The organism is Peribacillus sp. JNUCC 23, assembly GCF_053653995.1.
The window spans coordinates 1,096,810-1,123,151 of sequence record NZ_CM132202.1 but is presented as its reverse complement, the minus strand read 5'-3'; the positions used below and the strand labels follow the sequence as shown (position 1 = coordinate 1,123,151).

20 protein-coding genes, 2 tRNA genes, 3 rRNA genes and 1 pseudogene are annotated in these 26,342 nt (G+C 40.2%); 6 read left to right on the top strand and 20 right to left on the bottom strand.

The features are described from left to right. Positions 1-3: 3 nt before the first annotated feature. The 6 genes from JNUCC23_RS05360 to JNUCC23_RS05335 all read right to left on the bottom strand — a co-directional run bounded on the left by JNUCC23_RS05360 (position 4) and on the right by JNUCC23_RS05335 (position 6,290). Positions 4-95 (bottom strand) — tRNA-Ser (locus JNUCC23_RS05360). 3 nt (positions 96-98) lie between these two features. Next, positions 99-173: transfer RNA gene (locus tag JNUCC23_RS05355), tRNA-Asn, on the bottom strand. A gap of 26 nt (positions 174-199) precedes the next feature. Beyond that, a 5S ribosomal RNA gene (gene rrf, locus JNUCC23_RS05350) occupies positions 200-315 on the bottom strand. A gap of 117 nt (positions 316-432) precedes the next feature. Then, a 23S ribosomal RNA gene (locus tag JNUCC23_RS05345) occupies positions 433-3,368 on the bottom strand. Between the two features lie 235 nt (positions 3,369-3,603). Next, positions 3,604-5,153, bottom strand: a 16S ribosomal RNA gene (locus JNUCC23_RS05340). The 16S, 23S and 5S rRNA genes sit together here with 2 tRNA genes alongside, the layout of an rRNA operon. 270 nt (positions 5,154-5,423) lie before the next feature. Further along, positions 5,424-6,290 (bottom strand): nucleotidyltransferase-like protein, encoded by an 867-nt coding sequence (locus JNUCC23_RS05335; protein ID WP_403074068.1) that lies wholly within the window; start codon positions 6,288-6,290, stop codon positions 5,424-5,426. Between the two features lie 179 nt (positions 6,291-6,469). Between JNUCC23_RS05335 and JNUCC23_RS05330 the strand changes: the two genes are divergently transcribed. Beyond that, positions 6,470-6,829, top strand: coding sequence for a YgzB family protein (locus JNUCC23_RS05330; RefSeq protein ID WP_062183417.1), 360 nt, complete (start codon positions 6,470-6,472; stop codon positions 6,827-6,829). 146 nt (positions 6,830-6,975) lie between these two features. On the opposite strand, the gene perR is transcribed toward JNUCC23_RS05330, so the two are convergent. From perR to JNUCC23_RS05305, 5 genes are all read right to left on the bottom strand, one after another. After that, the gene (gene perR, locus JNUCC23_RS05325) at positions 6,976-7,413 is read right to left on the bottom strand and encodes a peroxide-responsive transcriptional repressor PerR (protein ID WP_403074070.1); all 438 of its coding nucleotides are present in this window, start codon (positions 7,411-7,413) and stop codon (positions 6,976-6,978) included. Between the two features lie 168 nt (positions 7,414-7,581). After that, entirely contained in the window at positions 7,582-8,526 is a 945-nt protein-coding gene (locus tag JNUCC23_RS05320) for a D-2-hydroxyacid dehydrogenase (protein ID WP_403074072.1), read from the bottom strand. A gap of 188 nt (positions 8,527-8,714) precedes the next feature. Continuing rightward, complete coding sequence (locus JNUCC23_RS05315) at positions 8,715-9,824, bottom strand: aminopeptidase (RefSeq protein ID WP_454214692.1); 1,110 nt, start codon at positions 9,822-9,824, stop codon at positions 8,715-8,717. Between the two features lie 12 nt (positions 9,825-9,836). After that, a complete protein-coding gene (bcp, locus tag JNUCC23_RS05310; protein WP_403074074.1) occupies positions 9,837-10,307 on the bottom strand; it encodes a thioredoxin-dependent thiol peroxidase in 471 nt (156 codons plus the stop codon). 73 nt (positions 10,308-10,380) lie between these two features. Beyond that, the gene (locus tag JNUCC23_RS05305; protein WP_454214690.1) at positions 10,381-10,800 is read right to left on the bottom strand and encodes an ion channel; all 420 of its coding nucleotides are present in this window, start codon (positions 10,798-10,800) and stop codon (positions 10,381-10,383) included. A gap of 872 nt (positions 10,801-11,672) precedes the next feature. Between JNUCC23_RS05305 and JNUCC23_RS05300 the strand changes: the two genes are divergently transcribed. Beyond that, positions 11,673-11,825 carry a YfhD family protein gene (locus JNUCC23_RS05300; protein ID WP_157279614.1) on the top strand — a complete coding sequence of 51 codons (153 nt, stop codon included), beginning with the start codon at positions 11,673-11,675 and terminating at the stop codon, positions 11,823-11,825. Between the two features lie 184 nt (positions 11,826-12,009). Here the strand turns inward: JNUCC23_RS05300 and JNUCC23_RS05295 are convergent, their stop codons facing one another. The 3 genes from JNUCC23_RS05295 to JNUCC23_RS05285 all read right to left on the bottom strand — a co-directional run bounded on the left by JNUCC23_RS05295 (position 12,010) and on the right by JNUCC23_RS05285 (position 16,177). After that, positions 12,010-13,428 (bottom strand): MFS transporter, encoded by a 1,419-nt coding sequence (locus JNUCC23_RS05295; RefSeq protein ID WP_454215992.1) that lies wholly within the window; start codon positions 13,426-13,428, stop codon positions 12,010-12,012. Positions 13,429-13,692: 264 nt separating this feature from the next. Next, positions 13,693-14,682 carry an agmatinase gene (gene speB, locus JNUCC23_RS05290; protein ID WP_062183436.1) on the bottom strand — a complete coding sequence of 330 codons (990 nt, stop codon included), beginning with the start codon at positions 14,680-14,682 and terminating at the stop codon, positions 13,693-13,695. 145 nt (positions 14,683-14,827) lie between these two features. Beyond that, positions 14,828-16,177, bottom strand: a complete 1,350-nt coding sequence (locus JNUCC23_RS05285; protein WP_403074079.1) for a sigma-54 interaction domain-containing protein — start codon at positions 16,175-16,177, stop codon at positions 14,828-14,830. A gap of 298 nt (positions 16,178-16,475) precedes the next feature. Here JNUCC23_RS05285 and JNUCC23_RS05280 point away from each other — a divergent pair. Next, positions 16,476-16,696 (top strand): annotated as a pseudogene (locus tag JNUCC23_RS05280) (IS4 family transposase); the annotation flags it as partial. A gap of 94 nt (positions 16,697-16,790) precedes the next feature. Here JNUCC23_RS05280 and JNUCC23_RS05275 read toward each other — a convergent pair. The 3 genes from JNUCC23_RS05275 to JNUCC23_RS05265 are packed head-to-tail and all read right to left on the bottom strand — an operon-like array spanning position 16,791 to position 19,428. After that, the gene (locus JNUCC23_RS05275; RefSeq protein WP_403074081.1) at positions 16,791-17,576 is read right to left on the bottom strand and encodes an ABC transporter permease; all 786 of its coding nucleotides are present in this window, start codon (positions 17,574-17,576) and stop codon (positions 16,791-16,793) included. Between the two features lie 4 nt (positions 17,577-17,580). Beyond that, the gene (locus tag JNUCC23_RS05270) at positions 17,581-18,372 is read right to left on the bottom strand and encodes an ABC transporter permease (RefSeq protein WP_062183444.1); all 792 of its coding nucleotides are present in this window, start codon (positions 18,370-18,372) and stop codon (positions 17,581-17,583) included. A gap of 48 nt (positions 18,373-18,420) precedes the next feature. Then, on the bottom strand, positions 18,421-19,428 hold the full coding sequence (locus tag JNUCC23_RS05265) for an ABC transporter ATP-binding protein (protein WP_403074084.1): 1,008 nt from the start codon (positions 19,426-19,428) through the stop codon (positions 18,421-18,423). 115 nt (positions 19,429-19,543) lie between these two features. On the opposite strand from JNUCC23_RS05265, the gene JNUCC23_RS05260 reads away from it, so the two are divergent. From JNUCC23_RS05260 to JNUCC23_RS05250, 3 genes are all read left to right on the top strand, one after another. Then, on the top strand, positions 19,544-19,849 hold the full coding sequence (locus tag JNUCC23_RS05260) for a hypothetical protein (protein WP_062183450.1): 306 nt from the start codon (positions 19,544-19,546) through the stop codon (positions 19,847-19,849). 146 nt (positions 19,850-19,995) lie between these two features. After that, complete coding sequence (locus tag JNUCC23_RS05255) at positions 19,996-21,294, top strand: glutamate-1-semialdehyde 2,1-aminomutase (protein WP_062183453.1); 1,299 nt, start codon at positions 19,996-19,998, stop codon at positions 21,292-21,294. A 679-nt stretch (positions 21,295-21,973) separates the two neighbouring features. Beyond that, complete coding sequence (locus JNUCC23_RS05250) at positions 21,974-23,050, top strand: FUSC family protein (RefSeq protein ID WP_403074088.1); 1,077 nt, start codon at positions 21,974-21,976, stop codon at positions 23,048-23,050. 114 nt (positions 23,051-23,164) lie between these two features. On the opposite strand, the gene JNUCC23_RS05245 is transcribed toward JNUCC23_RS05250, so the two are convergent. The 3 genes from JNUCC23_RS05245 to JNUCC23_RS05235 form a co-directional block, all read right to left on the bottom strand. Next, complete coding sequence (locus JNUCC23_RS05245) at positions 23,165-24,928, bottom strand: ABC transporter ATP-binding protein (RefSeq protein ID WP_403074090.1); 1,764 nt, start codon at positions 24,926-24,928, stop codon at positions 23,165-23,167. 222 nt (positions 24,929-25,150) lie between these two features. Further along, positions 25,151-25,678: a nucleoside tri-diphosphate phosphatase gene (gene ntdP / locus JNUCC23_RS05240; protein ID WP_403074092.1), complete on the bottom strand. Its 528-nt coding sequence runs from the start codon at positions 25,676-25,678 to the stop codon at positions 25,151-25,153. Between the two features lie 250 nt (positions 25,679-25,928). Then, a complete protein-coding gene (locus JNUCC23_RS05235; RefSeq protein ID WP_062183465.1) occupies positions 25,929-26,183 on the bottom strand; it encodes a YgaB family protein in 255 nt (84 codons plus the stop codon). Positions 26,184-26,342: the final 159 nt, after the last annotated feature.

The window sequence follows — 26,342 nt, the reverse complement described above, 5'->3', positions numbered from 1 at the left end:
GAATGGCGGAGAGCAAGGGATTTGAACCCTTGAGACAGGGTTACCCGTCTACACGATTTCCAATCGTGCTCCTTCGGCCACTCGGACAGCTCTCCATATGGCTCCGCAGGTAGGACTCGAACCTACGACCGTTCGGTTAACAGCCGAATGCTCTACCACTGAGCTACTGCGGAATAATATAATGTGGTTTTAAAAAACTGCCTGGCAACGTCCTACTCTCACAGGGGGAAACCCCCAACTACCATCGGCGCAAAAGAACTTAACTTCCGTGTTCGGAATGGGAACGGGTGTGACCTCTTTGCCATCATTACCAGACATTTTTTTCTGAAAGACATTTATTATTATATCATACTTTTAAATAAAGTCAATAATATTTTTTCATTCTTTCAAAACTAGATAATAAGAAGGTTTTTTGCTTTTTTCAAGAACAATAAGGTTAAGTCCTCGATCGATTAGTATCAGTCAGCTCCACATGTCGCCACGCTTCCACCTCTGACCTATCAACCTGATCATCTTTCAGGGATCTTACTAGCTTACGCTATGGGAAATCTCATCTTGAGGGGGGCTTCATGCTTAGATGCTTTCAGCATTTATCCCGTCCGCACGTAGCTACCCAGCGATGCTCTTGGCAGAACAACTGGTACACCAGCGGTGCGTCCATCCCGGTCCTCTCGTACTAAGGACAGCTCCTCTCAAATTTCCTGCGCCCACGACGGATAGGGACCGAACTGTCTCACGACGTTCTGAACCCAGCTCGCGTACCGCTTTAATGGGCGAACAGCCCAACCCTTGGGACCGACTACAGCCCCAGGATGCGATGAGCCGACATCGAGGTGCCAAACCTCCCCGTCGATGTGGACTCTTGGGGGAGATAAGCCTGTTATCCCCGGGGTAGCTTTTATCCGTTGAGCGATGGCCCTTCCATGCGGAACCACCGGATCACTAAGCCCGACTTTCGTCCCTGCTCGACTTGTAGGTCTCGCAGTCAAGCTCCCTTGTGCCTTTACACTCTACGAATGATTTCCAACCATTCTGAGGGAACCTTTGGGCGCCTCCGTTACATTTTAGGAGGCGACCGCCCCAGTCAAACTGCCCGCCTGACACTGTCTCCCGCCCCGATAAGGGGCGCGGGTTAGAATTTCAATACAGCCAGGGTAGTATCCCACCGACGCCTCGACCGAAGCTAGCGCTCCGGCTTCACAGGCTCCTACCTATCCTGTACAAGCTGTACCAAAATTCAATATCAGGCTGCAGTAAAGCTCCACGGGGTCTTTCCGTCCTGTCGCGGGTAACCTGCATCTTCACAGGTACTATAATTTCACCGAGTCTCTCGTTGAGACAGTGCCCAGATCGTTACGCCTTTCGTGCGGGTCGGAACTTACCCGACAAGGAATTTCGCTACCTTAGGACCGTTATAGTTACGGCCGCCGTTTACTGGGGCTTCAATTCAAAGCTTCGCCTTGCGGCTAACCTCTCCTCTTAACCTTCCAGCACCGGGCAGGCGTCAGCCCCTATACTTCGCCTTGCGGCTTCGCAGAGACCTGTGTTTTTGCTAAACAGTCGCCTGGGCCTATTCACTGCGGCTTTTCCGGGCTATTCACCCTAAAAAGCACCCCTTCTCCCGAAGTTACGGGGTCATTTTGCCGAGTTCCTTAACGAGAGTTCTCTCGCACACCTTAGGATTCTCTCCTCGCCTACCTGTGTCGGTTTGCGGTACGGGCACCCTACATCTCACTAGAGGCTTTTCTTGGCAGCGTGGAATCAGGAACTTCGGTACTATATTTCCCTCGCCATCACAGCTCCGCCTTAATGGAAACGGGATTTTCCTCGTTTCCGGCCTAACTGCTTGGACGCGCATATCCAACAGCGCGCTTACCCTATCCTTCTGCGTCCCCCCATCGCTCAAACGATGTATAGGTGGTACAGGAATATCAACCTGTTGTCCATCGCCTACGCTTTTCAGCCTCGGCTTAGGTCCCGACTAACCCTGAGCGGACGAGCCTTCCTCAGGAAACCTTAGGCATTCGGTGGAAGGGATTCTCACCCTTCTTTCGCTACTCATACCGGCATTCTCACTTCTAAGCGCTCCACCAGTCCTTCCGGTCTAGCTTCAACGCCCTTAGAACGCTCTCCTACCACGGATACCATACGGTATCCATCCACAGCTTCGGTGTTACGTTTAGCCCCGGTACATTTTCGGCGCAGAGTCACTCGACCAGTGAGCTATTACGCACTCTTTAAATGATGGCTGCTTCTGAGCCAACATCCTGGTTGTCTAAGCAACTCCACATCCTTTTCCACTTAACGTAAACTTGGGGACCTTAGCTGGTGGTCTGGGCTGTTTCCCTCTTGACTACGGATCTTATCACTCGCAGTCTGACTCCCGAGAATAAGTATTTGGCATTCGGAGTTTGACTGAATTCGGTAACCCGTTGGGGGCCCCTAGTCCAATCAGTGCTCTACCTCCAATACTCTCATCTCGAGGCTAGCCCTAAAGCTATTTCGGAGAGAACCAGCTATCTCCAGGTTCGATTGGAATTTCTCCGCTACCCACACCTCATCCCCGCACTTTTCAACGTACGTGGGTTCGGGCCTCCATTCAGTGTTACCTGAACTTCACCCTGGACATGGGTAGATCACCTGGTTTCGGGTCTACGACCTCATACTCATGCGCCCTATTCAGACTCGCTTTCGCTGCGGCTCCGTCTTATCAACTTAACCTTGCATGAAATCGTAACTCGCCGGTTCATTCTACAAAAGGCACGCTATCACCCATTAACGGGCTCTAACTACTTGTAGGCACACGGTTTCAGGATCTATTTCACTCCCCTTCCGGGGTGCTTTTCACCTTTCCCTCACGGTACTGGTTCACTATCGGTCACTAGGTAGTATTTAGCCTTGGGAGATGGTCCTCCCTGCTTCCGACGGGATTTCTCGTGTCCCGCCGTACTCAGGATCCACTCAGGAGGGAACGAAGTTTCAGCTACAGGGTTATTACCTTCTTTGACGGATCTTTCCAGATCACTTCACTTACCCCGTTCCTTTGTAACTCCATGTTGAGTGTCCTACAACCCCAAGAGGCAAGCCTCTTGGTTTGGGCTATCTTCCGTTTCGCTCGCCGCTACTCAGGAAATCGCGTTTGCTTTCTCTTCCTCCGGGTACTTAGATGTTTCAGTTCCCCGGGTCTGCCTTCAGTACCCTATGTATTCAGGTAAAGATACTGTTCCATTACGAACAGTGGGTTTCCCCATTCGGAAATCTCCGGATCAAAGCTTACTTACAGCTCCCCGAAGCATATCGGTGTTAGTCCCGTCCTTCATCGGCTCCTAGTGCCAAGGCATCCACCGTGCGCCCTTTCTAACTTAACCATATGGTGGCTGATAAACGAAAAATTTATCAAACAACCTAGTTGTTAAAAGGTCTTACTTGATGTCTTGAAAAATTAATGCAAAAATTTGCCTTCTATCTATTATCTAGTTTTCAAAGAACGATTCGGCAACGAATAAGCAAAAAACTAATCTGTTGCTTTCATTTACCATGATTGATTGAATGAATTACTCATTCAAAACTGAACAAAACAAAAGCGCCCGTTATATTCCTTAGAAAGGAGGTGATCCAGCCGCACCTTCCGATACGGCTACCTTGTTACGACTTCACCCCAATCATCTGTCCCACCTTAGGCGGCTGGCTCCTTGCGGTTACCTCACCGACTTCGGGTGTTACAAACTCTCGTGGTGTGACGGGCGGTGTGTACAAGGCCCGGGAACGTATTCACCGTGGCATGCTGATCCACGATTACTAGCGATTCCGGCTTCATGTAGGCGAGTTGCAGCCTACAATCCGAACTGAGAATGGCTTTATGAGATTCGCTTACCCTCGCGGGTTTGCAGCTCTTTGTACCATCCATTGTAGCACGTGTGTAGCCCAGGTCATAAGGGGCATGATGATTTGACGTCATCCCCACCTTCCTCCGGTTTGTCACCGGCAGTCACCTTAGAGTGCCCAACTAAATGCTGGCAACTAAGATCAAGGGTTGCGCTCGTTGCGGGACTTAACCCAACATCTCACGACACGAGCTGACGACAACCATGCACCACCTGTCACTTTTGTCCCCGAAGGGAAGTCCCTATCTCTAGGGAGGGCAAAAGGATGTCAAGACCTGGTAAGGTTCTTCGCGTTGCTTCGAATTAAACCACATGCTCCACCGCTTGTGCGGGCCCCCGTCAATTCCTTTGAGTTTCAGCCTTGCGGCCGTACTCCCCAGGCGGAGTGCTTAATGCGTTAGCTGCAGCACTAAAGGGCGGAAACCCTCTAACACTTAGCACTCATCGTTTACGGCGTGGACTACCAGGGTATCTAATCCTGTTCGCTCCCCACGCTTTCGCGCCTCAGTGTCAGTTACAGACCAGAAAGTCGCCTTCGCCACTGGTGTTCCTCCAAATCTCTACGCATTTCACCGCTACACTTGGAATTCCACTTTCCTCTTCTGCACTCAAGTTCCCCAGTTTCCAATGACCCTCCACGGTTGAGCCGTGGGCTTTCACATCAGACTTAAGGAACCACCTGCGCGCGCTTTACGCCCAATAATTCCGGACAACGCTTGCCACCTACGTATTACCGCGGCTGCTGGCACGTAGTTAGCCGTGGCTTTCTGGTTAGGTACCGTCAAGGTACCAGCAGTTACTCTGGTACTTGTTCTTCCCTAACAACAGAACTTTACGACCCGAAGGCCTTCTTCGTTCACGCGGCGTTGCTCCGTCAGACTTTCGTCCATTGCGGAAGATTCCCTACTGCTGCCTCCCGTAGGAGTCTGGGCCGTGTCTCAGTCCCAGTGTGGCCGATCACCCTCTCAGGTCGGCTACGCATCGTGGCCTTGGTGAGCCATTACCTCACCAACTAGCTAATGCGCCGCGGGCCCATCTGTAAGTGACAGCCGAAACCGTCTTTCCATCTCTTCTCATGCGAGAAAAGAAATTATCCGGTATTAGCTCCGGTTTCCCGAAGTTATCCCAGTCTTACAGGTAGGTTGCCCACGTGTTACTCACCCGTCCGCCGCTAAATCAAGGGAGCAAGCTCCCTATCATTCGCTCGACTTGCATGTATTAGGCACGCCGCCAGCGTTCGTCCTGAGCCAGGATCAAACTCTCCAAAAAGTGTTTGACTTGCTCGTTGTTTTTATAGTGTGTACTCACTTCAATTAAAACGTTGGCGCTTTGTTTTGTTCAGTTTTCAAAGAGCAATTTGTTATCGTTTATCTCGTAAGCGACTTTATCAATTTAACACGTTAGCGTATGTACTGTCAACATATTTTTCAAAAAAGTATTTCGAGATGTTTCTCCGCCGCTGTGAAAGCTTGTGCCCCTCAGCGACGTATATAAATATAACATCATACAAACATAAGGTCAACATCTTTTTTAAAATAATTATCGAACTTGATAATTACGATGATAAATTTCATGCCCCTTGGTCTCAATTTCAACGACTTCAACTATCGTCTTATGTATTAAGTATTCTAACAACACACTTAAATCAACTGCATAATGGGCGATTTCAGGATGTTCCATTAATTCTGATATGCTCCAGTAACCTTGTCTTTCTTTCATTATTTCTAATAAATGCTGTGAACCTGTATTAGTTCTGGAATAGATAAGAAATTCACTAGCGAGAAACAAAAGTTCAAGCCTCTTCTCGATAGTTTCCTCACTGTTGACAAGCTCCTCATACAGTTTAAAAATTTCTGGTTCTATATATTTCACTTGATTCCAGACCGTTACTTCTGGATAAAATCCTTGTTCAATCACTTCTAATCTAGCGAGATGGTGCAAAGAATGGACCACGTGATTATAAGCGTCTAGATAGTGTCCATCTTCAAAAAATGCTTTTCCATCCATATACCTTCTTATTAATTTCGCAAATTCGATACCGATCTTAATTTTACGTCCATAGAAAGGGAACTCACGAAGCTCCGTTTTAAGATTGTAGAGATACTCATTACGATCATATAAAACCTTTCCATTTTGAAGCCAATCGACTACTTTTCGATTCGTGCCAAGCAATAACCATTCTTTTAATTGATTTTCGTGGACAATGTGCAGAGCTGCTTTTTGATCTTTATATGTATAATGTTTTAAGAAAACTGGTTCTTCCGCTTCATTTACTATTACAAATAAAATATAATCGAAAGTGTCTGTATTAGAGCTTGTGTTTTTTCTTTTTTCTATTAATAATATACCTAGCGTTGACTTTAAGCTTGCTCGCTCTTGATAAATCGGACGAAGAATATCTTCCATTTCTTAATTCCCCCAAAAAATTGTGGTATGTTTACTTGTTCGACATTCCACCTGTAATCCCTGCATTAGAACAATCTTTTATAGATACTTTCCCGTTTCTTGATTTGCTATATTTTTACTGCATGTTGTTCTTCTTTTCCAATAAAATATGATATAGTAAAATTTCAGGAGGGACAACTATGGCGAAATATTCTAGTAAGATAAATAAAATCAGGACATTTGCTCTCAGTCTGATCTTCATCGGTTTTATTGTGATGTACGGAGGGATCTTTTTCAAATCCCATCCAATTGTTATGACGATTTTTATGTTACTCGGTCTTCTATTCATCGTAGCTAGCACGGTCGTCTATTTCTGGATTGGTATGCTCTCGACAAAAACGGTGCAGGTGATTTGCCCAAACTGCAGTAAGCCTACAAAAATATTAGGCAGAGTAGATATTTGCATGCACTGTGATGAATCTTTAACTCTTGATAAAAGTCTCGAAGGTAAAGAGTTTGATCAAAAATATAATCGTAAACAAACTCAACACGAACAATGAGAGGCAGCATCACTGTCTCTTTTCTTCCTACTAGTAATCTACTTCACCTTGTTCTACCCATAATTCCAACATGTAATGTCATTATGCAGATAGCTTACTAATTTCTAAACATAAAAAAGTTCCAGCCTTGGTAGGCGGAACCTTTTTTAGTGCAAGCTTTTCCCTTGGCAATCTGGACAGTCTCCGTAAACCTCTAAACGGTGGGTATTCACTTTGAATCCAGTGACCTGTGAAGCAAAGTGCTCGACTTCATCTAACGCTGGATAGTGAAAATCAACAATTGTACCGCACTTTTCACAAATCACATGGTAATGGTTTGTTGTGACAAAATCGAATCGCGCAGAGGAATCCCCATAAGTTAATTCTTTAACCAGACCAACTTCACGAAATACTCGCAGATTATTATAAACTGTTGCCACACTCATATTTGGAAATTTACCTTCCAAAGCTTTATAAATATCGTCTGCCGTTGGGTGAGACATCGAGTTTATTAAATACTCAAGTATTGCATGACGTTGAGGGGTGATACGTACTCCGGTATCTTTCAATGAATCCAATGCTTCTTTTAATAGCTCTTGGGACACCGTAATGCACCTCTTTTTCTTATCAAGTAGATATTCTTACATTATAATATTTATAATTAGTGTACCTTTGATTGACTCACTTTGTCAATGCTTCTCCTATGAAGTCTTGACAATGCCTTGGAAATTCATTTAATTTTACCATATCGAGCACTTGTCTTTAAAACCAAATTAATATCCTTTTTCTGGATCAACCTTATTAACAAAATTAGATTTGCCATCGAGATAACTAGAAAGATTTTGTTCAAAAATCCGGAACGCCCGTGGTAGATATTCATAGGATCTGCTTGATAAATGAGAAGTTACGGTCACATTATCCATTTTCCAGAATGGATGACCCTTTGCTAATGGCTCAGGATCGAATACGTCGAGAATCGCGTGGGCAATCTCTTGGTTAGCAAGTGCCGAAAGCAAGATATTCTCGTCTACTACGTCTCCTCGTCCGATATTTACAAACACAGCCGAATTCTTCATCACCTTAAAGTGTTCTTCTTGAAGGAGCCCCTTTGTTTCATAAGTGGACGGTAAAATGGATATAAGATAATCCGCTTGTGGAAGCGCAGGAATGAGAGCATTCTTCTGAATGATTCTGTCGATATATTCAGTCGGGCTACCACTTCGATTCACGCCTACCGTCTTCATGTTAAATGCTTTAGCCATGCGGGCAATTTCGCCACCGATTGCACCTGTACCAAGGATTAGCATCGTCTTCCCATTTAGTTCCCCTACTTTAATGTCACGGTCCCATTTTTCATTCCTTTCATTTTCAAGCAGCAACCGCCCTTGTTTTTCGTGAAGAAGAACCATAGCGAATGTATATTCAGCCATTGGGGTTTTATGTATACCACGGGCGTTTGTTACGAGAATACCTCGTTCAATAATTGCGTCAAAGGGCATTTTTTCAAGACCTGCAGACATGACCATAATCCATTTAAGCTTGGAAGCTTTTCGAATATGCTGATTTTCTAAATCTTCACCGTATGTAATTATAACTTCAGCTTGGGATAATTCACCTACCGCAAGTTCCTCTTGATAGTGAAATTCAATATTTGGGAAGTTTGCTGCGATATCAGTTTGAATCTTTTTGGATGGTACAATCGTTGATAATACAAGCATATGAATTCCTCCAATAGGCAATTGTTTTCTCTTTATATTATTTACGCATAGTCGATTATTTTTTTCATAAAAAACCGCGAGCAATTGGCCCGCGTAAGTTATTCTGAGGAGGTATTCCCATACTTTAATATATTCAATGATAGAAAAGTTGAGTTGGACAATAGCCTTTCCCAAGAAAAATAGGCAGGCTATTTTAGTTGATCAGGGTTCAATCCTACTAGCTCTGGCAATGTAAATAGACCGTCCTTGCGGATACAAACATCATCAAAATAGATTTCTCCTCCACCATATTCAGGTCGTTGAATTAACACCATATCCCAATGAATACTTGAACGATTTCCGTTGTCCGCTTCTTCATAAGCCTCACCTGGCGTGAAGTGTAGACTACCGCAAATTTTTTCATCAAAAAGAATGTCACCCATTGGTTCTGTAATAAATGGGTTTACGCCAATAGCAAATTCACCAATATAACGGGCACCTGCATCTGTATCAAAAATTTCATTCATTTTTTCCGTTTGATCAGAATTCGCTTCAATCAGCTTACCTTCTTTAAAGGTTAATGAGACGTTTCGAAAAGTCATGCCTTGATATGGACATGGAGTATTAAAAGTAATCGTTCCATTGACACTATCCTTGATTGGAGCCGTAAATACTTCCCCATCCGGAATATTATTTTCACCTGCACAAACAATGGCTGGAATACCTTTTATTGAAAAGGATAAATCCGTTCCTGGTGATACGAGACGAACTCGATCAGTACGTTCCATTAATTGCTTCAGCGGCTGCATGGCACTGTCCATTTTTTCATAATCAGCTGTACTTACATCCAATAAAAAATCCTCAAAGCGGCTTAAGCTCATGCCAGCTTTTTGTGCTAAACCCATTGTTGGGTAGTTAAGTAGCACCCAACGACGATTATTGACATAAAAGAATGTCGGCTTCTTCATCGCTTCACCGCGAATTCGATGCTTCTCTGCTGGCACTTCTGAAAGCTCAGCATCATTTTCTTCCCCATAAGCAATGATGACTGCATCTGTATCTTCATATTTTTTCATCATCCAAGAAGCAAGTGTTTTAAGTTGTTCTTTTTCGTAGCCCATCGCTAAATGACGGTTCAATTCGTCATCCATAATATCGATGTATGGATAGGCTCCTAATTTATACGTTTCATCAATTAATTCTTTCATTAACGGTTTTGCATTGTAGTGCCCTCTTATTAATACACGCTCTCCCGCTTTTAGTTTTATCGAATGGGTTAGCAGGAGATTCGCCAGTTTATTCAGTCGTTCGTCTCTCATCATATCCCTCGCTTATTCTGCTTTGTTTCGCAAGTATTCGAGTGCTTCTGCAACATGGCCTTCTACCTTAACTTTACGCCATTCTTTGACTAGTGTTCCTTTTTCGTCGATTAAAAAAGTCGAGCGCTCTATTCCCATATATTCTTTGCCGAAGTTTTTCTTCAACTTCCATACTTCATATGTTTCAGAAACTTCATGATGTTCATCCGCTAATAATGTAAACGGCAGACCGTGTTTGTCGATAAATTTCTTATGGCTTGCTATTGGATCTGGACTGATTCCAAAGATAACCGCATTAAGCTCATCAAACTGAGCGTGCTGATCCCTAAAATCACATGCTTCCGTTGTACATCCTGGTGTCATATCCTTCGGGTAGAAAAATAGTACGATATTTTTTCCTAGATAGTCAGATAATGAAACTTCCCCGCCTTCGCTTGCATGAAGTGTGAAATCTGGTGCTTTTTCTCCTACTTGTAATGTCAATTTGATACCCTCCAGTTTCTATTCTATAGGTTCTATAAATTAGGGTACCTAATTTTTTCAGCAAAGACAACTTTCATTTCTTATTTCGCTCATACTGGTCCAACTCGCTCACCGTTCGAATTACGAAGGCTACCGGCAGTGCATAGCCGATGAACGCTTGAATCGTCGCTACCATTCTTCCCACTCCAATTGGACTGATATCCCCGTAACCGACAGAAAACATCGTCATTGCACTGAAATAAAACGAGGTCTGTAATTGTTGGAAGAAATCCCCTTCCACTCTCTTGCCATTATCAAGGATCACGGAATGATTTTGCAGTTCAAACAAGAGATATATTAAAGCAAAACCAATTAAGATTGTCGCATATAGATTAACCGCCCACCCAAGTGTTTCCAACGAAAATCGTTTCTTATCTCCAGTAGTCAAGAATAATGTACGGATACTCATGACCATACAAAAAATACTAGCAATGAACAATGCATAAAAAGTCATCCCCATTCCTCTTTTCACGATAAGGTGAAACTTCCTTCGGCTAAACTAGGATAAAACTCCCTCATACTATACCTACTCCTTGTCCAGCTCATATATGCGAAAATGAACGAAATTGAGGTCAGACCCCATCCCCATCAAGCTAACACTGAAGAATAGTTAGATAAGAGCTATTTTTATAAGACAATCGTCCATACTAATAAAGAAAAACACGATAAATATTCCTGAAATAGGTCATTTTTCTGTGTTATGCTGTTTTTGTAAATCTAGATTTGAGCCACTTGATTTTCAAATTTACCACCCACCCTTATGATATAAAGTGACGAAACGATCTTCATAGGGAGTTGCAAATGTAGCTTACATAAAGTTTGATTAAAAACCGATTGAAAACCCTCGTTCTACGGAAAAAAAGACCCCATTTTGAAAGAAGTAGATCAAAATGGAGTCTTCTCTTCTTTGAACATAGGTGGGCATTAGTCAAGTAGTCCCAGGGGATTTAACTCAAAGCAACTCAGCTAAAGCATCCTGCCCGTCTTTCTCCAACGCACGCCTCCATTTCGTTCCAGCCCGGTATTATCCGAAGCCCAGCCTTCTATTCGAGGGAGCAGATCTTGGAGGCTGATTCAGGGAGTTATGCTCAAGGAAGCATTCATGCGGGAAGATTCATTCTGCAGCCATGACCGCAGCTGATTCGGGGAAGGAAAGCTAATCATCGCTGCATGGAAGCAAAAGCAAAGAAGCGAACTCATAGAAGTCGATCACTCAGTAAACTCAAAGCAGCCGATCCGTCCTTCTCTATGAACAAATCTAATGATATAAAAATGTGATTCATAGCCATACTAATAAAGATTAAAATTTCATTAGGAGGCAATATTATGGGAAGATCAAACAATCAAAAATCATCTAGCAGTAAAAATTCATTACCTCAAACTCCAAAAAACTTAAAAATAGAACCGGATCGTGTGGATCAAGAGTTTTCTCGTGAGCTAGGTGAAAGTGGGAAAATAAGAGCTACAAGACCTAAATGAAACTTTTTTTAAAAAGGAAGTATTTATGCGAGCAGATTCATTCTGCAGTCATGATCGAAGCCGATTCGGTGAAATACAGTTGCCCATCGCTGCCTTGAGAAAATAATGTGTATTTTATCAACATATAGAAAACAAAAAGAAGTTAATCATCTATATATAGTAGGTGATTAGCTTCTTTTTCTCATTATATGGACTTTTTCAGTGTCGTCGATGAAAGCTCGGGTACCTTTTTCCCCTCGTTGTCCGAAATTGTTAACATTATAAAGATTAATGATGGGATAGCAAAAGCTAGGTTTACCATGATCCCTGCAGATGCTGCCAATTCTGTGTTTCCAGTTGCTACGATTGCACCATAAACTGCTGTTGAAATCGCTATACCAAATGAAAAACCAAGTGAGCTGGACATTTTATAAATTCCTGAAGCAACACCAACTTTATCTTCTGGAATATTTACTACGGCAGTATCAGTAGATGGAGTTGCGTATAATCCAAGTCCAATACCTGAAAGCATGAAACCAATAAAGACGGTGATTACATATGCTAAGTCCGGTAAGAATGTTAGCGCTGTTAGACTAATCCCAAGAGGAGTTATTATTGAAGCTGCAATCATTGGTTTTCTTGCACCTACTTTTTGCAACATTTTCTCACCTACACGAATCATCACGAGCACAGCGACTAAGTTACCTATTGTTAATAAACCTGTTTGAAAGGCTGTAAACCCTCTCGCTACTTGCACATACGTATTCGCAACCACAACTGTTCCAGCAATTGCATTTTGTAAAAAATTAGAGGTTACTGCTCCCGTATATGCTTTAGTTTTAAATAAGGAAAATTCAATAAATTTATTTGATTTTTTTATTTCAACCATAAAGAATATAGCACTTCCAATGATAATTACACTCATTAAAGCAACAGTAAGCGGACTCATCCAGCCAAACTCGTGTCCACGTGTAACTACTAAATTTAATGCCAGCATAATGATAATAAAGATGAAGAGACCAGTAAAATTAAATTTAGATGTGTTTGATTGTTCAGCTTTACTTTCTGGTGTATCTTTCAATAAGTACATCGCAACTAAAGAAATAACAATGGACAAGACAAAAATCCATCTCCAGCCCATATACGTAGCAATCGCACCACCTATTAAAGCACAACAACCGGCTCCTCCCCATGAGCCAAATGACCAATAACTAAGAGCACGCTGTCTATCTTCTCCCTCGAAATTCGCTTTAACTAAAGCAATAGTTGACGGCATAATACATGCTGCAGAAATCCCCTGGATGATACGCCCAGTGATTAAAAGTGTAGCATTTTGTGCTAAAACAAGGCATAGGGATCCAATAATGCTTAAAATCAGTCCTAAATAAGTCAGTCTCTTACGGCCAGCTTTATCTGAAATTCCACCAGCTGCAACAATAAACATACCTGAAAATAAGGAAGTTAAACTGATGGCAATATTTAGAGTTCCTAAAGATATACCTAAATCTGCTTGAATTGCTGGAATAATATTTACCATTGACTGAGCAAACAGCCAAAATGTAAGTACAGCAAATACAATGCCGATAATCATTTTATTTGAACCGTGGGCGCTTGTTTCCATTATGTTCCCCCCTATAATCTAGTCTAAAATCTTTTCTAAAATCTTTTCTAAAATCTTTATCTCATTTTTATCTGATACCCCAAAGTAAAGCGCTTTCATATTTGTTGACTAAAAAAAGATTATGAATTAAATATCTACTTAATATGTCTCACTTGTTCATAATAGAGATTTTTAATGGGACTACCCAATAATGTAACATACTTATTAATGGACTTGATGAAATAGAGAAAGGAATTTATATCTTTCTCTATTTCATCAAACTTACTTTTATCTATTTACTTGTATAGTTGAAGCTAGTTGCAATTTATTTTCTTTTTCCTTTAATATAAAACTAATAAAGTCAAGAATAAGCCTTGCCCCTACCTGACTCGTAATACCGGTAGGGTCGTACGGAGGAGATACTTCTACTAAATCGAAGCCAATTACATTTCCTCTTTTCGATATTCCTTCCAACAGCTCATTCACTTCATCATAGTACAAACCACCAGGAGAAGGCGTGCCTGTTCCTGGTGCCAAAGAAGGGTCTAGTCCATCGATATCGATTGTTACATAATAATTTTCCCCTTCAGGGATTAGATCTAATACCGAATCGATTCCCATTTTTCTCATTTGTCTTGGTGACAAGATTTCGCTGCCATAATCTTTAGCGGCATCTACATCTTCCTTTTTACTACTACTAATACCACGAATGCCAAATTGGAACATTTTATCGACATGATCCATTTCTGCTAAACGGCGAAGTGAGCTTCCATGCCCGAATCTTTGCCCCGAGCGGTGATCCGCCCAATCCAAGTGGGCATCTATTTGGATAACGTGGAACGGACCAATGGAATCTAACGCTCTTCCGACTGGAATGGTAATGGAATGATCTCCGCCCATTACGACAGGCATCACTCCTTTGGAAATGATTTTTCTAATCGATTCTTCAACATTGTCGAAGCTCTGCTCCAAATCACCATGTACCATATCTACATCTCCACAATCGACTACTTTGCAGTCAGGCCCTAAATACATAATATCTTTTTCAATATCATAGGCTCCATCTAAACCGAAACTATATAAAGTGGAACCTTCTCGTATTCCACGTGGTCCCATCCTTGTACCTGATTTCCACTGCGTACCCATATCATAGGGCACTCCAATAACAGCCACATCTGCATCTAGTTCATCAAGGCTTGTACAGATTGGATACTTGCCAAATGAGCAAATTCCCGTAAACGGAAGGTTAAGAACTTGTTTTTCATTTTGATTAGTCATTATAAATCCCCCTCATAATATAAAAGTTTTCATTTCAAGAAAAAAGGACTTTGTAAGCACTGTCTTTCTTGTTATCTTTATTTAATGCAAGTTCCATGCCAACAGCAGAGATAAGGATTTCACCAAAAAACCTAGTCAACTTTGACTAGGTTTTCTTAACATATTGATTGATTTTTCGATTGGCTGTGGATTGACTAATCCCTAACTTCTTTGCCAGCTTAATACTGCTTGGATATTTTTCATACATCCGAACAATATAATCTCCTTCAATTATCTCGATATATTGATCTAATGTCAGATCCCCTTCTTTTGAAGGAGAGATACCAACTTGGTCAACGTCAATAAAGTTTTCATTTGAAGTAATTAATATGCGCTCTATGAAATTTCTAAGTTCCCTTATGTTCCCCAGCCACTCCTGTCTGTTTAGCCAAGAAATCATATTTGCGGAGAATTCTTTATTCATATTGTGTTTATCGTTAAACTCATCTAACAGGTCAGAGACTAATAGATTTATTTCTTCCCTTCTTTCACGTAAAGGGGGAATTGCAATCTTTATGACATTAATTCTGTAATATAGATCTTCTCGAAATCTTTTTTCAGCAATTAATTTTTGTAAGTCTTGGTTTGTGGCGCATATTATTCTACAATTTAAATGAATGATTGAATGGCCACCCACTCGCTGAATCGTTCGATTTTGGAGAACGGACAATAGATTAACTTGGAGTTTGAGCGGCAGCTCAGAAATTTCGTCAAGAAAAATGGTTCCTTTTCCTGCAGCTTCAAAATATCCTTTCTTTCCACCTTTTCTTGCGCCAGTGAACGCTCCTTCCTCATATCCGAACAGCTCTGATTCAATTAATGATTCAGGAATGGCTCCACAGTTTACTTCGATAAAAGGCTCATTCTTCCGATTGGATTTTTGATGAATTTTCTGAGCAATGTAGTTTTTTCCAACTCCCGATTCCCCTTCCAATAATACTGTGACATCTAAGCTGGAGACTTTTTCAACAATACTAAATACTTGTCCCATTTTTCCTTTATTAATAGGGGAAGCGTACATTTGTTTATTTTTCATCTTTTCAATTTCTTTTTCATATAAAAGCATCGTTTTAGCCACTTGATCATTTGTTTTTTTGAGATAATCAAGTTCTGTAATATCCCTTGAAAAGCTAAGGGCCCCCCAAAGCTTTTGATTTTCATCAAAAATTGGATAACCAGACACAACTAGTTTTCTCCCCATTGCAGTTTCTTGAATGATTGTTTCAATTTTTCTTGTTTGCAACACTTTTCCAGTAACCGAAGGAGACAATATACCATTCTTCTCTAATGTAAATACATTTTGATTAATAATTTTCTCGGTATCGATTCCAAACAAATCCTTAAATTTTTCACTTAAAAATATAATGTTGCCGTATGCATCTGTTACAAATATTTCGTCAAATGAATGTTTAATAATTTTTTCTAAAAGTAGATGATTTTGCTGTGATGAAAGCATTCATTATCCCCCTAGTCAGTTATGACTACATATTATTCTAAATTGACTATATATTCAATCATCTACTGGCGACATTATAAAAAAATATTTATTTCAACCATCTTTTAATGCAATTAATTTCATTTGTGAAGTTTTTAGCTTATTAAATTAAAAAAATAGCGAGAGCAATGAAATAAATGTCATTGTTCTCGCTATAGGGGTACCGTCACATAGCCATCAAGCTAACAAAACGAATTCCCCCCAAATGAAAAAAACGTTATTCTTTCAGAAAAATACTCGAAAAGGATGACGTTTTTTTATGAACCTCTCGCTTTCTGAAGAATTACAACGCTTTCTATCTCCAATAGTCCTACAAGATATCGCCAAACAAGTTGGCTTTGTACAGCGATCTAGTAAGTATCAAGCCAACGAACTCATTGCCCTTTGGTTATGGCTCAGTCAGGAAACGCTAGCACATCACTTACACAATTGTGCAGTCGGTTAGAAGCTTCTACTGTTAGCTTGATGGGTATGTGGGGTCAGACCCTATTTCCCAATTTCCTAAATACACAAAAACCCCTGTTATACCAAGGGTTTTGTGGTCTTATGTAGGGGTCAGACCCCATTTCCCAGGTTAATTCCCGGCACCTCGGTATTTACGAATTCCTCTGTTCCAGATGAAGATGGATAGTGTAAAGAAGATAATTCCGATTAGTGGTGTTGCGAAAGAAAAGGCGTACCATTCTTTTTTACCAAGGAAGTAGGCGGCTGGGTATACGCCGACAAAGGCAAATGGTAGAACCCATGTTAACAGAAAGCGAATGACTTTATTGTATATATCAACCGGATAGCGACCATAGTTACCGATATTGTACATCATCGGCATAATGGAGGTTTTGGCATCCGACCAAAAACCAATACTCGCAATGGCAATGAAAATCGCCGCATATGCTAGTGCCCCGCCAATCGCAAATAAGATAAATAAGAACGGATCATACCAATTAATGGCTAGGTCTAAAGAAGAACCAGCATAGATGACTATTACAAGTCCTGTCACAACACCAAAAAGCGATTCAAGCTCCATCCTCTCAAGAATAACTTGAAACAAACTATGTATCGGCCTTGTTAATATCCGGTCCATCTCCCCTTTCACAATATACCGTTCATTAAAGTCCCATATGTTAAAGAAAGAACTGAATAAAGCAAACGGAATAAGAAAAAAACCATAAATAAAGATAATTTCGTCACGGCTCCAACCGCTTAAAAATTGCGTATGTCCAAATACAACAAGAATAAAAACTAAGTTCACCGCCTGATTCAGAAAATCAGAAATCATTTCTACAATTAGATCGGCTCTGTATTCCAACCGAGTTTTCATATATTGGCTCATATATTGAAAAAACATCGTTACGTAAAACATCACTTCAACCTCCCTGTATGATCAGCTGTTTTTTCGCGGCTGTCCAAAGTAGTCGAATAGGTATCAACAAAATAAGTACCCAAACTGATTGTTGAAGTAATGCATAAACGATTTCACTACCACTAAAACCATTGGTGAAAATCATACTCGGGACATAACTAATTCCTTGAAACGGCAAATACTTCATAATATCTTGAGCCCAAAATGGATAAAAGCTAATCGGTAAAATCAAGCCCGAAAAAAGGTCAATGATTACCCTTTTGGCCCGAATTAATCCTGCGTTATTATAAAAGAAGAATGCTGTAATTCCTGTAAGTAGATTAATCTGTGTGTTAATAACAAAACTTAACAACAATGATATACCGAAATATCCCCAACTTACCGGGTTATAAGGGAGTTGAATCGGAAAAATGAGCGCAACCAAAATCATTCCTGGTATTGAAAAGAAAAAGAATCGGAAAATTCCTTCTCCCAACCCTTGCATCGTTTTCATCCCTAAGTAGTTATAAGGTCGAATCAGTTCAATCGCTACTTTCCCTTCTTTTATTTCAGCTGCGATTTCACGATCAATGTTGTTAAAATAAAATGCACGCGCCATCCATGCAATTGCTACATATGTTGTCATTTGGATGCTCGTTAATCCTTCAATAGAGGATTTTTCTCCGTAAATCGCATTCCATAAAAAATAGTAAGCACCAATATTAATACTATATATTAATATCCCCGTATAATAATCTGTACGATACGCCAGCATCATCAAAAAGCGCATTCGTATCATCTCTACATACTTATCCAAGATTCGAGCTCCTTTCTATTGAGCATTTGAACGAGAAATTCCATACAATCAATTCATGCCTTTTTCATAAATATTACGGACAATCTCCTCGATCGATGTTTCATGAATTTTCACGTCTTTAATTTTAAACTGAGAAACTACAACTGAAATCAGTTGAGAGATATTTTCATCTTCTTCTTTTAAATAAGCAATATAGGTTTGGTTTTTCTCGTCATATTCCCATTCGGCAGAAAACGTGAGTGGTAGAGACTTTAGCTCAGATAGGTTTACATGATTCATAAACTGAAAGTGGATTTCTTTTTGTTCAGCCCAGTTATTTTTCAAAGAATCCAGCTCACCATCATACACAATTTTCCCTTCATCAAGCATAACCACTCGGTTACATAGGGCTTCAATATCCCCAAGGTCGTGGGTTGTTAATAAAATGGTCGTATTGTACTTCTCATTAATCTCTTTAAGAAATTCACGGATTTTCAATTTAACGAGTACATCAAGTCCGATCGTCGGTTCGTCCAAAAACAATAGCGGTGGATTATGTATCAATGCTGCAGCTAATTCACAGCGCATGCGTTGACCAAGCGAGAGCTTCCGAACAGGTTTATCTAGTAAAGGACCGATGTCGAGCGTTTTGATGACATGACCCATATGCTCGTCATATTGCTGGTCCGATACTTTATACACTTTTTTCAGTAATCTGAATGACTCCTGAACGGCAATATCCCACCATAATTGAGAGCGTTGTCCAAATACAACGCCGATCGTCCGTGTAAACTTTTCTCGTTCACGATGTGGATTCATCCCATTCACGCGTAGTTTTCCTGAGGTGGGCTCTAGAATTCCAGTCAACATTTTAATCGTTGTCGATTTTCCTGCTCCATTTTCGCCAATATAAGCTACCATCTCGCCTTGTTTTACAGTAAAATTAATATCGTTTACTGCTGGGACAATTTTATAGTTCCGTGTCAACAAATCACGAAATGCACCTCTTAATCCTGTACGGCTGGAATACGATTTGAATTCCTTCCGCAGTTGAGTTACTTCAATTGCATTGTTCATGTACTATTCCTCCAATTGCCTTAGTTACCCAATGAATTAGTCTATCCAAAGCTAAGTTGTAAAACAATAAAAATGCCTAAAAGGGTTTAAAACCCGTGAAAGCGAGTTGAGTAGAATGAATAAAATCGGTTCTGTACAACAATTAATCTTATCACAAGTTGAAAAACTGGCTCAAAATAGCGGATACGATTTTCTTTTTGAAGCAGATTATGGAGAACTGCTAGGACAAATTATTGAGAGAGATGATTCTGGTTCCATTACCGAAACACCTTTTAGCTTCAAATTATTTATTAATGAAGAAAAAGGTACTGGAAAGATTATACCCTACAATCCCAAAGGAGAACTACGCCATCAGGAATTTAACATCCAAAATCCCCAAACCATTATCGCACTTCTCACCTTCATTCAGACGCATCTTTAGGGGGCAGACCCTATTTCCCGAACTTTCTTCCCCCTCGTAAATACACTTGTAGCAAGGGGCTTGGAATGTAAAGGCAGGGGGCAGACCCCATTTCCCGGATTAATGGTATGATAGGGAATGACGTTATTTTAGGAGGTTGATTTTGAATGAATTTTACGAATTCGGAGCGTTTACATAAGGAAGCGTTAGAGCATATTGTTGGAGGTGTGAATAGTCCTTCTCGTTCATACAAAGCGGTTGGCGGTGGTTCTCCGGTTGTGATGGAGCGCGGTGAGGGTGCTTATTTCTGGGATGTAGACGGCAATAAGTATATTGATTATCTAGCTGCATATGGCCCAATCATTACAGGTCACGCACATCCTCATATTACAGAAGCGATTAAGAAAGCGGCTGAGACAGGAGTCCTCTACGGAACACCTACTCCTCATGAAGTGAAGTTCGCGAAATTGCTTAAAGAAGCGATGCCATTTATGGATAAAGTTCGTTTTGTCAATTCAGGTACTGAGGCAGTCATGACTACAATTCGCGTAGCACGTGCGTATACAGGCCGTGATAAAATCATTAAATTTGCCGGTTGCTACCATGGTCACTCTGATCTTGTTCTCGTTGCTGCTGGTTCCGGCCCAGCAACACTTGGAACACCGGATTCTGCTGGTGTAACGAAAGCAATCGCGAAAGAAGTAATCACTGTACCATTCAATGATATCGAGCCTTTTAAAGAAGCACTAAAAACATGGGGAAGTGAAGTCGCAGCTGTCCTTGTCGAACCAATTGTCGGCAACTTTGGCATCGTGGAACCGAATCCAGGATTCTTAGAGGAGGTCCTTGAATTAACACATGAAGCTGGCGGACTTGTTATATTTGATGAAGTCATCACAGCATTCCGTTTTTGTTACGGCGGCGCCCAAGACATGCTCGGAGTGCAGCCAGACTTAACCGCGCTTGGAAAAATCATCGGTGGTGGTTTACCAATCGGAGCATATGGTGGTAAAAAAGAAATCATGGAAACCGTTGCACCACTTGGACCAGCCTATCAAGCTGGAACAATGGCTGGTAACCCAGCTTCCATGTTATCAGGTATTGCCTGCCTAGAAGTCCTTAAACAAGAAGGCATTTATGATGAACTCGATCGACTAGGTGCAATTCTAGAAGATGGTATCCTAAAAGCTGCCCAAAAACACGATACAGAAATTACGATTAACCGTTTAAAAGGTGCTTTAACGATTTTCTTCACAAACGAAAAAGTTGAAAACTACGAGCAAGCTGAAAATACAAATGGAGAAGTATTCGCGAAGTTCTTCAAACTTATGCTTCACCAAGGCATTAACCTTGCTCCTTCAAAATACGAAGCCTGGTTCTTAACAATCGCACATACAGAGGAAGATATCCACAATACATTAATTGCAGTTGATCATGCATTTAAAATGCTTAAAGAACAAAAATAATGGTATAACTATACTCTTTCGTTCAAATCTAGAAGTCAATGACTTCTAGATTTTTCTTATTAAGAAAAAACAAAATGAATCGTCGACCAATTCCTCAAATTCATCAATACTCACTTACCATTAACTGCACCGAACCAGCTATGCCAAGTGTCATCTAAAGAACAAATGCAATCTACCCATTTTTTCAATTGAAGCATAAATTTTAGATTCATGGCATATATTTCAATTTCGATGCAAATAATCTGTTTCCGTCCATTTCCTACTATCTTAAGCCGCCTTTATTGCATATGAAGTGGTTCATCCAAGTGAATCTGTCAAAATCCTTGCCCACCTTGCATAGATCAGCCGTTTTTTCATATATCAGCCGAGAGTTGAATTCCAATCACTAAGTATAAGAAAAGCAGAAAACCCGAATTCCAACTCCTCACTTTTGAAATGATGTAATTGGCTTAATTTAAGCTTTACTATCCTTCTTTCTATCTATCTTTCCACATTTACCCGTTCATTTGTAATTATCACTTGAAAGTATGCTAATAACCATGTATATTACATTATTGTTTACTTGTAATCTTTTACGTGTAAAGTAGTACGTACATAGATGAATCCTTACTTTTATAATTAAATAATTATCGCATACATGTATAGTAAAATATTGAAGAAGAAGAAAGGAATTTAACTCATGAAGTTTGGTGCCCGCATTATTAAGACGGGAATCGCAATTGTTTTGGCATTATATTTAGCTCAACTTCTTAGCCTGCCAGCTCCAGTTTTTGCTGGAATTTCTGCTATTTTTGCTATTCAGCCGACGATTTATCGATCATTTAAGACAGTTATGGAGCAAATACAAGGAAATATTATTGGGGCAGTCGTCGCGGTTTTATTCGTATTGCTTTTTGGAAATAATTTTTTTCTCGTCGGATTGGCCGTAGTGGTTGTCATAACGATAAATTTAAAGTTAAAAATGGAAAATACGATTGTTCTGACCGTTGTTACCGTGATCGCAATTATGGAGAACCAGCAAGGTAATTTTCTGGAATTCGCATCTTTCCGGTTTCTGTCCATTTTATTAGGAATTCTCTCTTCATTCCTTGTGAACTTGGTATTCATTCCGCCAAAGTATGAAGCGAAGGTTTACTCACAAATTAGTAGCACCACGGAAGATATCTTAAAGTGGATTCGAATTAGTACACGCCATGCCTCTGAGCATACGCTACTAAAAAAAGATATCAGCCGTATCAAAGATGACTTAATAAACATGGAGCAGCTTTTTTCCATGTTTAAGGAAGAACGCAAGTACAAGAAGGAAAACATCTCTACATCCAGAAAGCTTGTCGTATATCGGCAGCATATCATTACAACAAAAAAAGCCTATGAAACTTTAAGGCGGATTCATAAATTTGAAAATGAAATTAATATGATGCCTGATGATTTTGAGTTGAAGATCATTCAACATATCGATTGCCTCATTTACAAGCATGAAGAAATGCTACTGAAGCATATTAGGAAAATTCGAGTAGGGAGTTACGCAGAAGACTGGATGGAAAATTGTTTAACTAGGGAAGAACTGCTGGATTTATTTTTCAAACAGCATAATGAAATGGATCATGAACTAGCTGAGCTTTCCACTAGATTAGTTCCACTCATTGCATACATTAATGAGTATGACGAACAGCTCGAACATCTTGAAAAGTTAATTAACAGTTTCCAATCGTATCATAAAGATGAAAACCAGGTATCAGTTAATCTAAACGATTGAGAGAACTTAGATTCACGAATAACAAGCAAGAGGCTGACATATGTCGACCTCTTGCTCGTTATTCATTTTCTTTTTTAACTACTATTTGACATCAAAATCACGATATTCTCCGTGTCAATCAGCAGTTTGTTCTGTTAAGTTGAGTTGTTGAACTTGGAATAATTGGTAATAGCGACCTTGCAATTTCATTAATTCATCATGTGTACCGATTTCAGCAATCTCTCCTTGATCAATTAAGACAATTCGATTCGCATGAGTGATAGTCGATAGTCGGTGGGCTACAATAAACGTAGTTCTTTCTTTGGCCAATTTTTCGAGGGCTTCTTGAATAAGATGCTCACTTTCTAAATCTAACGCAGATGTTGCTTCATCCAAAATAAGTAACGGCGGATTTTTCAGAAAAACTCGAGCTATAGCCACCCGCTGTTTCTGGCCACCCGAAAGCTTGACTCCACGTTCACCAACCTTTGTGTCATAGCCCTCCGTAAGATTCATAATAAATTCATGTGCATTCGCAGCTTTAGCTGCCTCTATCACTTCTTCGTCTGTGGCATCTGGTTTACCCATGAGGATATTCGCTTTCACAGATTCACTAAATAAAATATTATCTTGTAGCACCATCCCAATTTTGTCTCTTAGACTACGAACTTTGAAGTCACGAATGTCTTTTCCATCAATCAAAATGCTCCCTTTACTAACATCATAAAAGCGCGGAATCAAACTAATTAGTGAGGACTTCCCACCACCACTCATTCCAACTAATGCTATTGTTTCTCCTGCATTGACATCAAGGTAAATATTTTTCAACACATCTTGCTCATTTTCTGCATAGGCAAATGAGACATTGTCAAAAGTAATTCCACCTGCAACTTGCTTTAATTCAACAGCCTCTTGTTTATCATCAATGTCATATTTTTCATCTACCAATTCAAACACTCGATCCATTGAAGCCAATGTTTGGGTCATAGTCGTTGAGGAGTTGACGAGACGACGCAGTGGGTTGTAAAGGCGATCAATAAAACCAATGAAAGCCACCATCGTTCCCAAGGTCAAATTCCCGTTAATCACCTCATAACCTGCGTAGCCGATTACCAAAAGCGGCGCAATATCGGTAATCGTGTTCACAACAGCAAATGATTTCGCATTCCAGCCCGTATGCTGAAGAGCTTTATCAAGGAAATTCTTATTTTGTTTACTAAACCGCTCTTGTTCATAATCCTCGATAGCAAAACTCTTTATAACCGGCATTCCTTGAACTCTTTCGTGTAAATGACTCTGTAGGTCGGCAAGAGCTTGAGAACGAATTCTCGTATATCCACGTAATCTGCCAAAGAAATACTTGATTGAGAATACATAGAATGGCAACATAATTAAGCTGACAATGGTTAACTTAGCATCCATCGTATACATAATCGCCACAGAAAAGAATATCGTTGCAATATCTAGCCATAAGTTCATTAAGCCCGTTATGACAAAATTCTTCGTTTGTTCTACATCATTAATCACCCGGGAAATCACTTCCCCAGATCTTGTGTTGCTATAGTACTTAAAACTGAGCTTTTGAATATGGGTAAATAAGCTATTGCGAATGTCGTAGAGAATCTTTGTACCGGCCCATTGGGCAAAATATTGCCGATAATATTCAATCGGCGGACGTAGCACAACAAAAACAAACAGCATAATCCCGATGACCCAAAACAGCTGATTTGTTTTTTCATCCACAGACTTAGAACTTGCAATAATATCATCCACAACATATTTGGATAAAAGCGGGATTAATAACGGAATGGCAAATTTCAGCAAGCCAATTAATATCGTACCTGTAATCTGCCATTTATAAGGTTTTACAAATTGCAAATATCTTTTTATGCTGTCCACAGAAATCCTCCATTTTTTCTAAAGGTGATACTAAAATAAAATCACGCAATTTCACCAATCTACTGTTTTTCACTTACAACGTTGTTGATTCGAAAGTAAAAGGATGTCCCCAAAGGGTCTGACCTCACATTCTATACACCGTTTATTGTGTCATGTTCACATCTTAAACAATATATAGGAGATGTGGGGTCTGACCCCTTTCGCTATGGGACATCCTTTGATTCAACGATAAGTCAAAAATCTTTCATACCACGAATCGATAAATTCTGCAGAGAAAGGTCCTTTTCGTTGCCGAATCATATAAATCAAATAATCAACGTTCGTTCTCAATATTTGATCGATCTCTTCCGGGTAATTCATTTCTTTCCGATGCCTTTCATATTCATCCTCATCAAGCAGATTAAAGGTCATATCCGGAAACACCTTAATATCCAAGTCATAATCAATGTACTTAAGCGCTTGTGAATCATAAATAAACGGAGAACTGATATTGCAATAATAATAAACACCGTCTTCTCTCAGCATTCCTATCACATTGAACCAATACTTTGAGTGGAAGTAGCAGATAGCCGGCTCTCTCGTTATCCACGTTCTTCCATCAGACTCCGTTACCATTGTGCGATCATTAGCAGCGATGACAAGATTCTGTGTTCCCTTCAAAACGGTGGTTTCTTCCCAGATTCGGTGGATGTGACCGTTATGCTTGTAACTCTGAATTTGGATCCTTCCTCCTTCGGTGGGAATCTCCATATTAATTTCCCCTACTTTCTTTTACCAACTTCTGTTTTACATTCATGTAAGTCCATTTGTATATACGCCTGTCAAGTTCCTATATCTCTTTATTATAGCGATTTATCGCTGATTTTAAAACAAAAGAGATTAATCATTTAGTAAAAATGTGTAAAAAAACGGAGAAAGCAGTAAAAAACAGTGATTTTCCATGTTTCTACTGACTTTATACGCTTATACTCATCTTGACCAATAATTAATCTCTACATCATTATTTCGCAGTTGCTAGTTCTTTTTGATAATATTGGATCACTTCTTCGGTTTGTTTCTCAAACTGATTTTGAATATCATTTAGTTCTTGTTTCATCTGCTTAATTTCGTCATGTAGAGTACCCACCTGCGATTTTCGCTCTAAGTCATATAATTCTTTCTCAATCGCTTGGCAACGTTCCAGTTCTGTTTGTAGAAATAATAATTTATCCATCGTTTTTAATTGCTCATTAATCAGTCTATCAAATTCTCGCATTCAGGACCCCACCTCACCGAAAGAATATTTATCCCGCATTAACAGGCAGTAACCCCACACCCCCAAGCTTAGAGAAATCGAAGAAGCGTAGGTGGAGATAACTACCCGTAAAAGCCCGATTGGTAAGATACGGTGAAACTTACCTTTGTGGTTTTCAAA

Excerpts from the sequence above, each read along its gene's own strand:
- JNUCC23_RS05335 (WP_403074068.1), bottom strand. The coding sequence starts at position 6,290 with ATGGAAGATATTCTTCGTCCGATTTATCAAGAGCGAGCAAGCTTAAAG.
- JNUCC23_RS05330 (WP_062183417.1), top strand. The coding sequence starts at position 6,470 with ATGGCGAAATATTCTAGTAAGATAAATAAAATCAGGACATTTGCTCTC.
- JNUCC23_RS05320 (WP_403074072.1), bottom strand. The coding sequence starts at position 8,526 with ATGCTTGTATTATCAACGATTGTACCATCCAAAAAGATTCAAACTGAT.
- JNUCC23_RS05315 (WP_454214692.1), bottom strand. The coding sequence starts at position 9,824 with ATGAGAGACGAACGACTGAATAAACTGGCGAATCTCCTGCTAACCCAT.
- JNUCC23_RS05305 (WP_454214690.1), bottom strand. The coding sequence starts at position 10,800 with ATGACTTTTTATGCATTGTTCATTGCTAGTATTTTTTGTATGGTCATG.
- JNUCC23_RS05300 (WP_157279614.1), top strand. The coding sequence starts at position 11,673 with ATGGGAAGATCAAACAATCAAAAATCATCTAGCAGTAAAAATTCATTA.
- speB (WP_062183436.1), bottom strand. The coding sequence starts at position 14,682 with ATGACTAATCAAAATGAAAAACAAGTTCTTAACCTTCCGTTTACGGGA.
- JNUCC23_RS05285 (WP_403074079.1), bottom strand. The coding sequence starts at position 16,177 with ATGCTTTCATCACAGCAAAATCATCTACTTTTAGAAAAAATTATTAAA.
- JNUCC23_RS05275 (WP_403074081.1), bottom strand. The coding sequence starts at position 17,576 with ATGTTTTACGTAACGATGTTTTTTCAATATATGAGCCAATATATGAAA.
- JNUCC23_RS05265 (WP_403074084.1), bottom strand. The coding sequence starts at position 19,428 with ATGAACAATGCAATTGAAGTAACTCAACTGCGGAAGGAATTCAAATCG.
- JNUCC23_RS05260 (WP_062183450.1), top strand. The coding sequence starts at position 19,544 with ATGAATAAAATCGGTTCTGTACAACAATTAATCTTATCACAAGTTGAA.
- JNUCC23_RS05255 (WP_062183453.1), top strand. The coding sequence starts at position 19,996 with ATGAATTTTACGAATTCGGAGCGTTTACATAAGGAAGCGTTAGAGCAT.
- JNUCC23_RS05250 (WP_403074088.1), top strand. The coding sequence starts at position 21,974 with ATGAAGTTTGGTGCCCGCATTATTAAGACGGGAATCGCAATTGTTTTG.
- ntdP (WP_403074092.1), bottom strand. The coding sequence starts at position 25,678 with ATGGAGATTCCCACCGAAGGAGGAAGGATCCAAATTCAGAGTTACAAG.
- JNUCC23_RS05235 (WP_062183465.1), bottom strand. The coding sequence starts at position 26,183 with ATGCGAGAATTTGATAGACTGATTAATGAGCAATTAAAAACGATGGAT.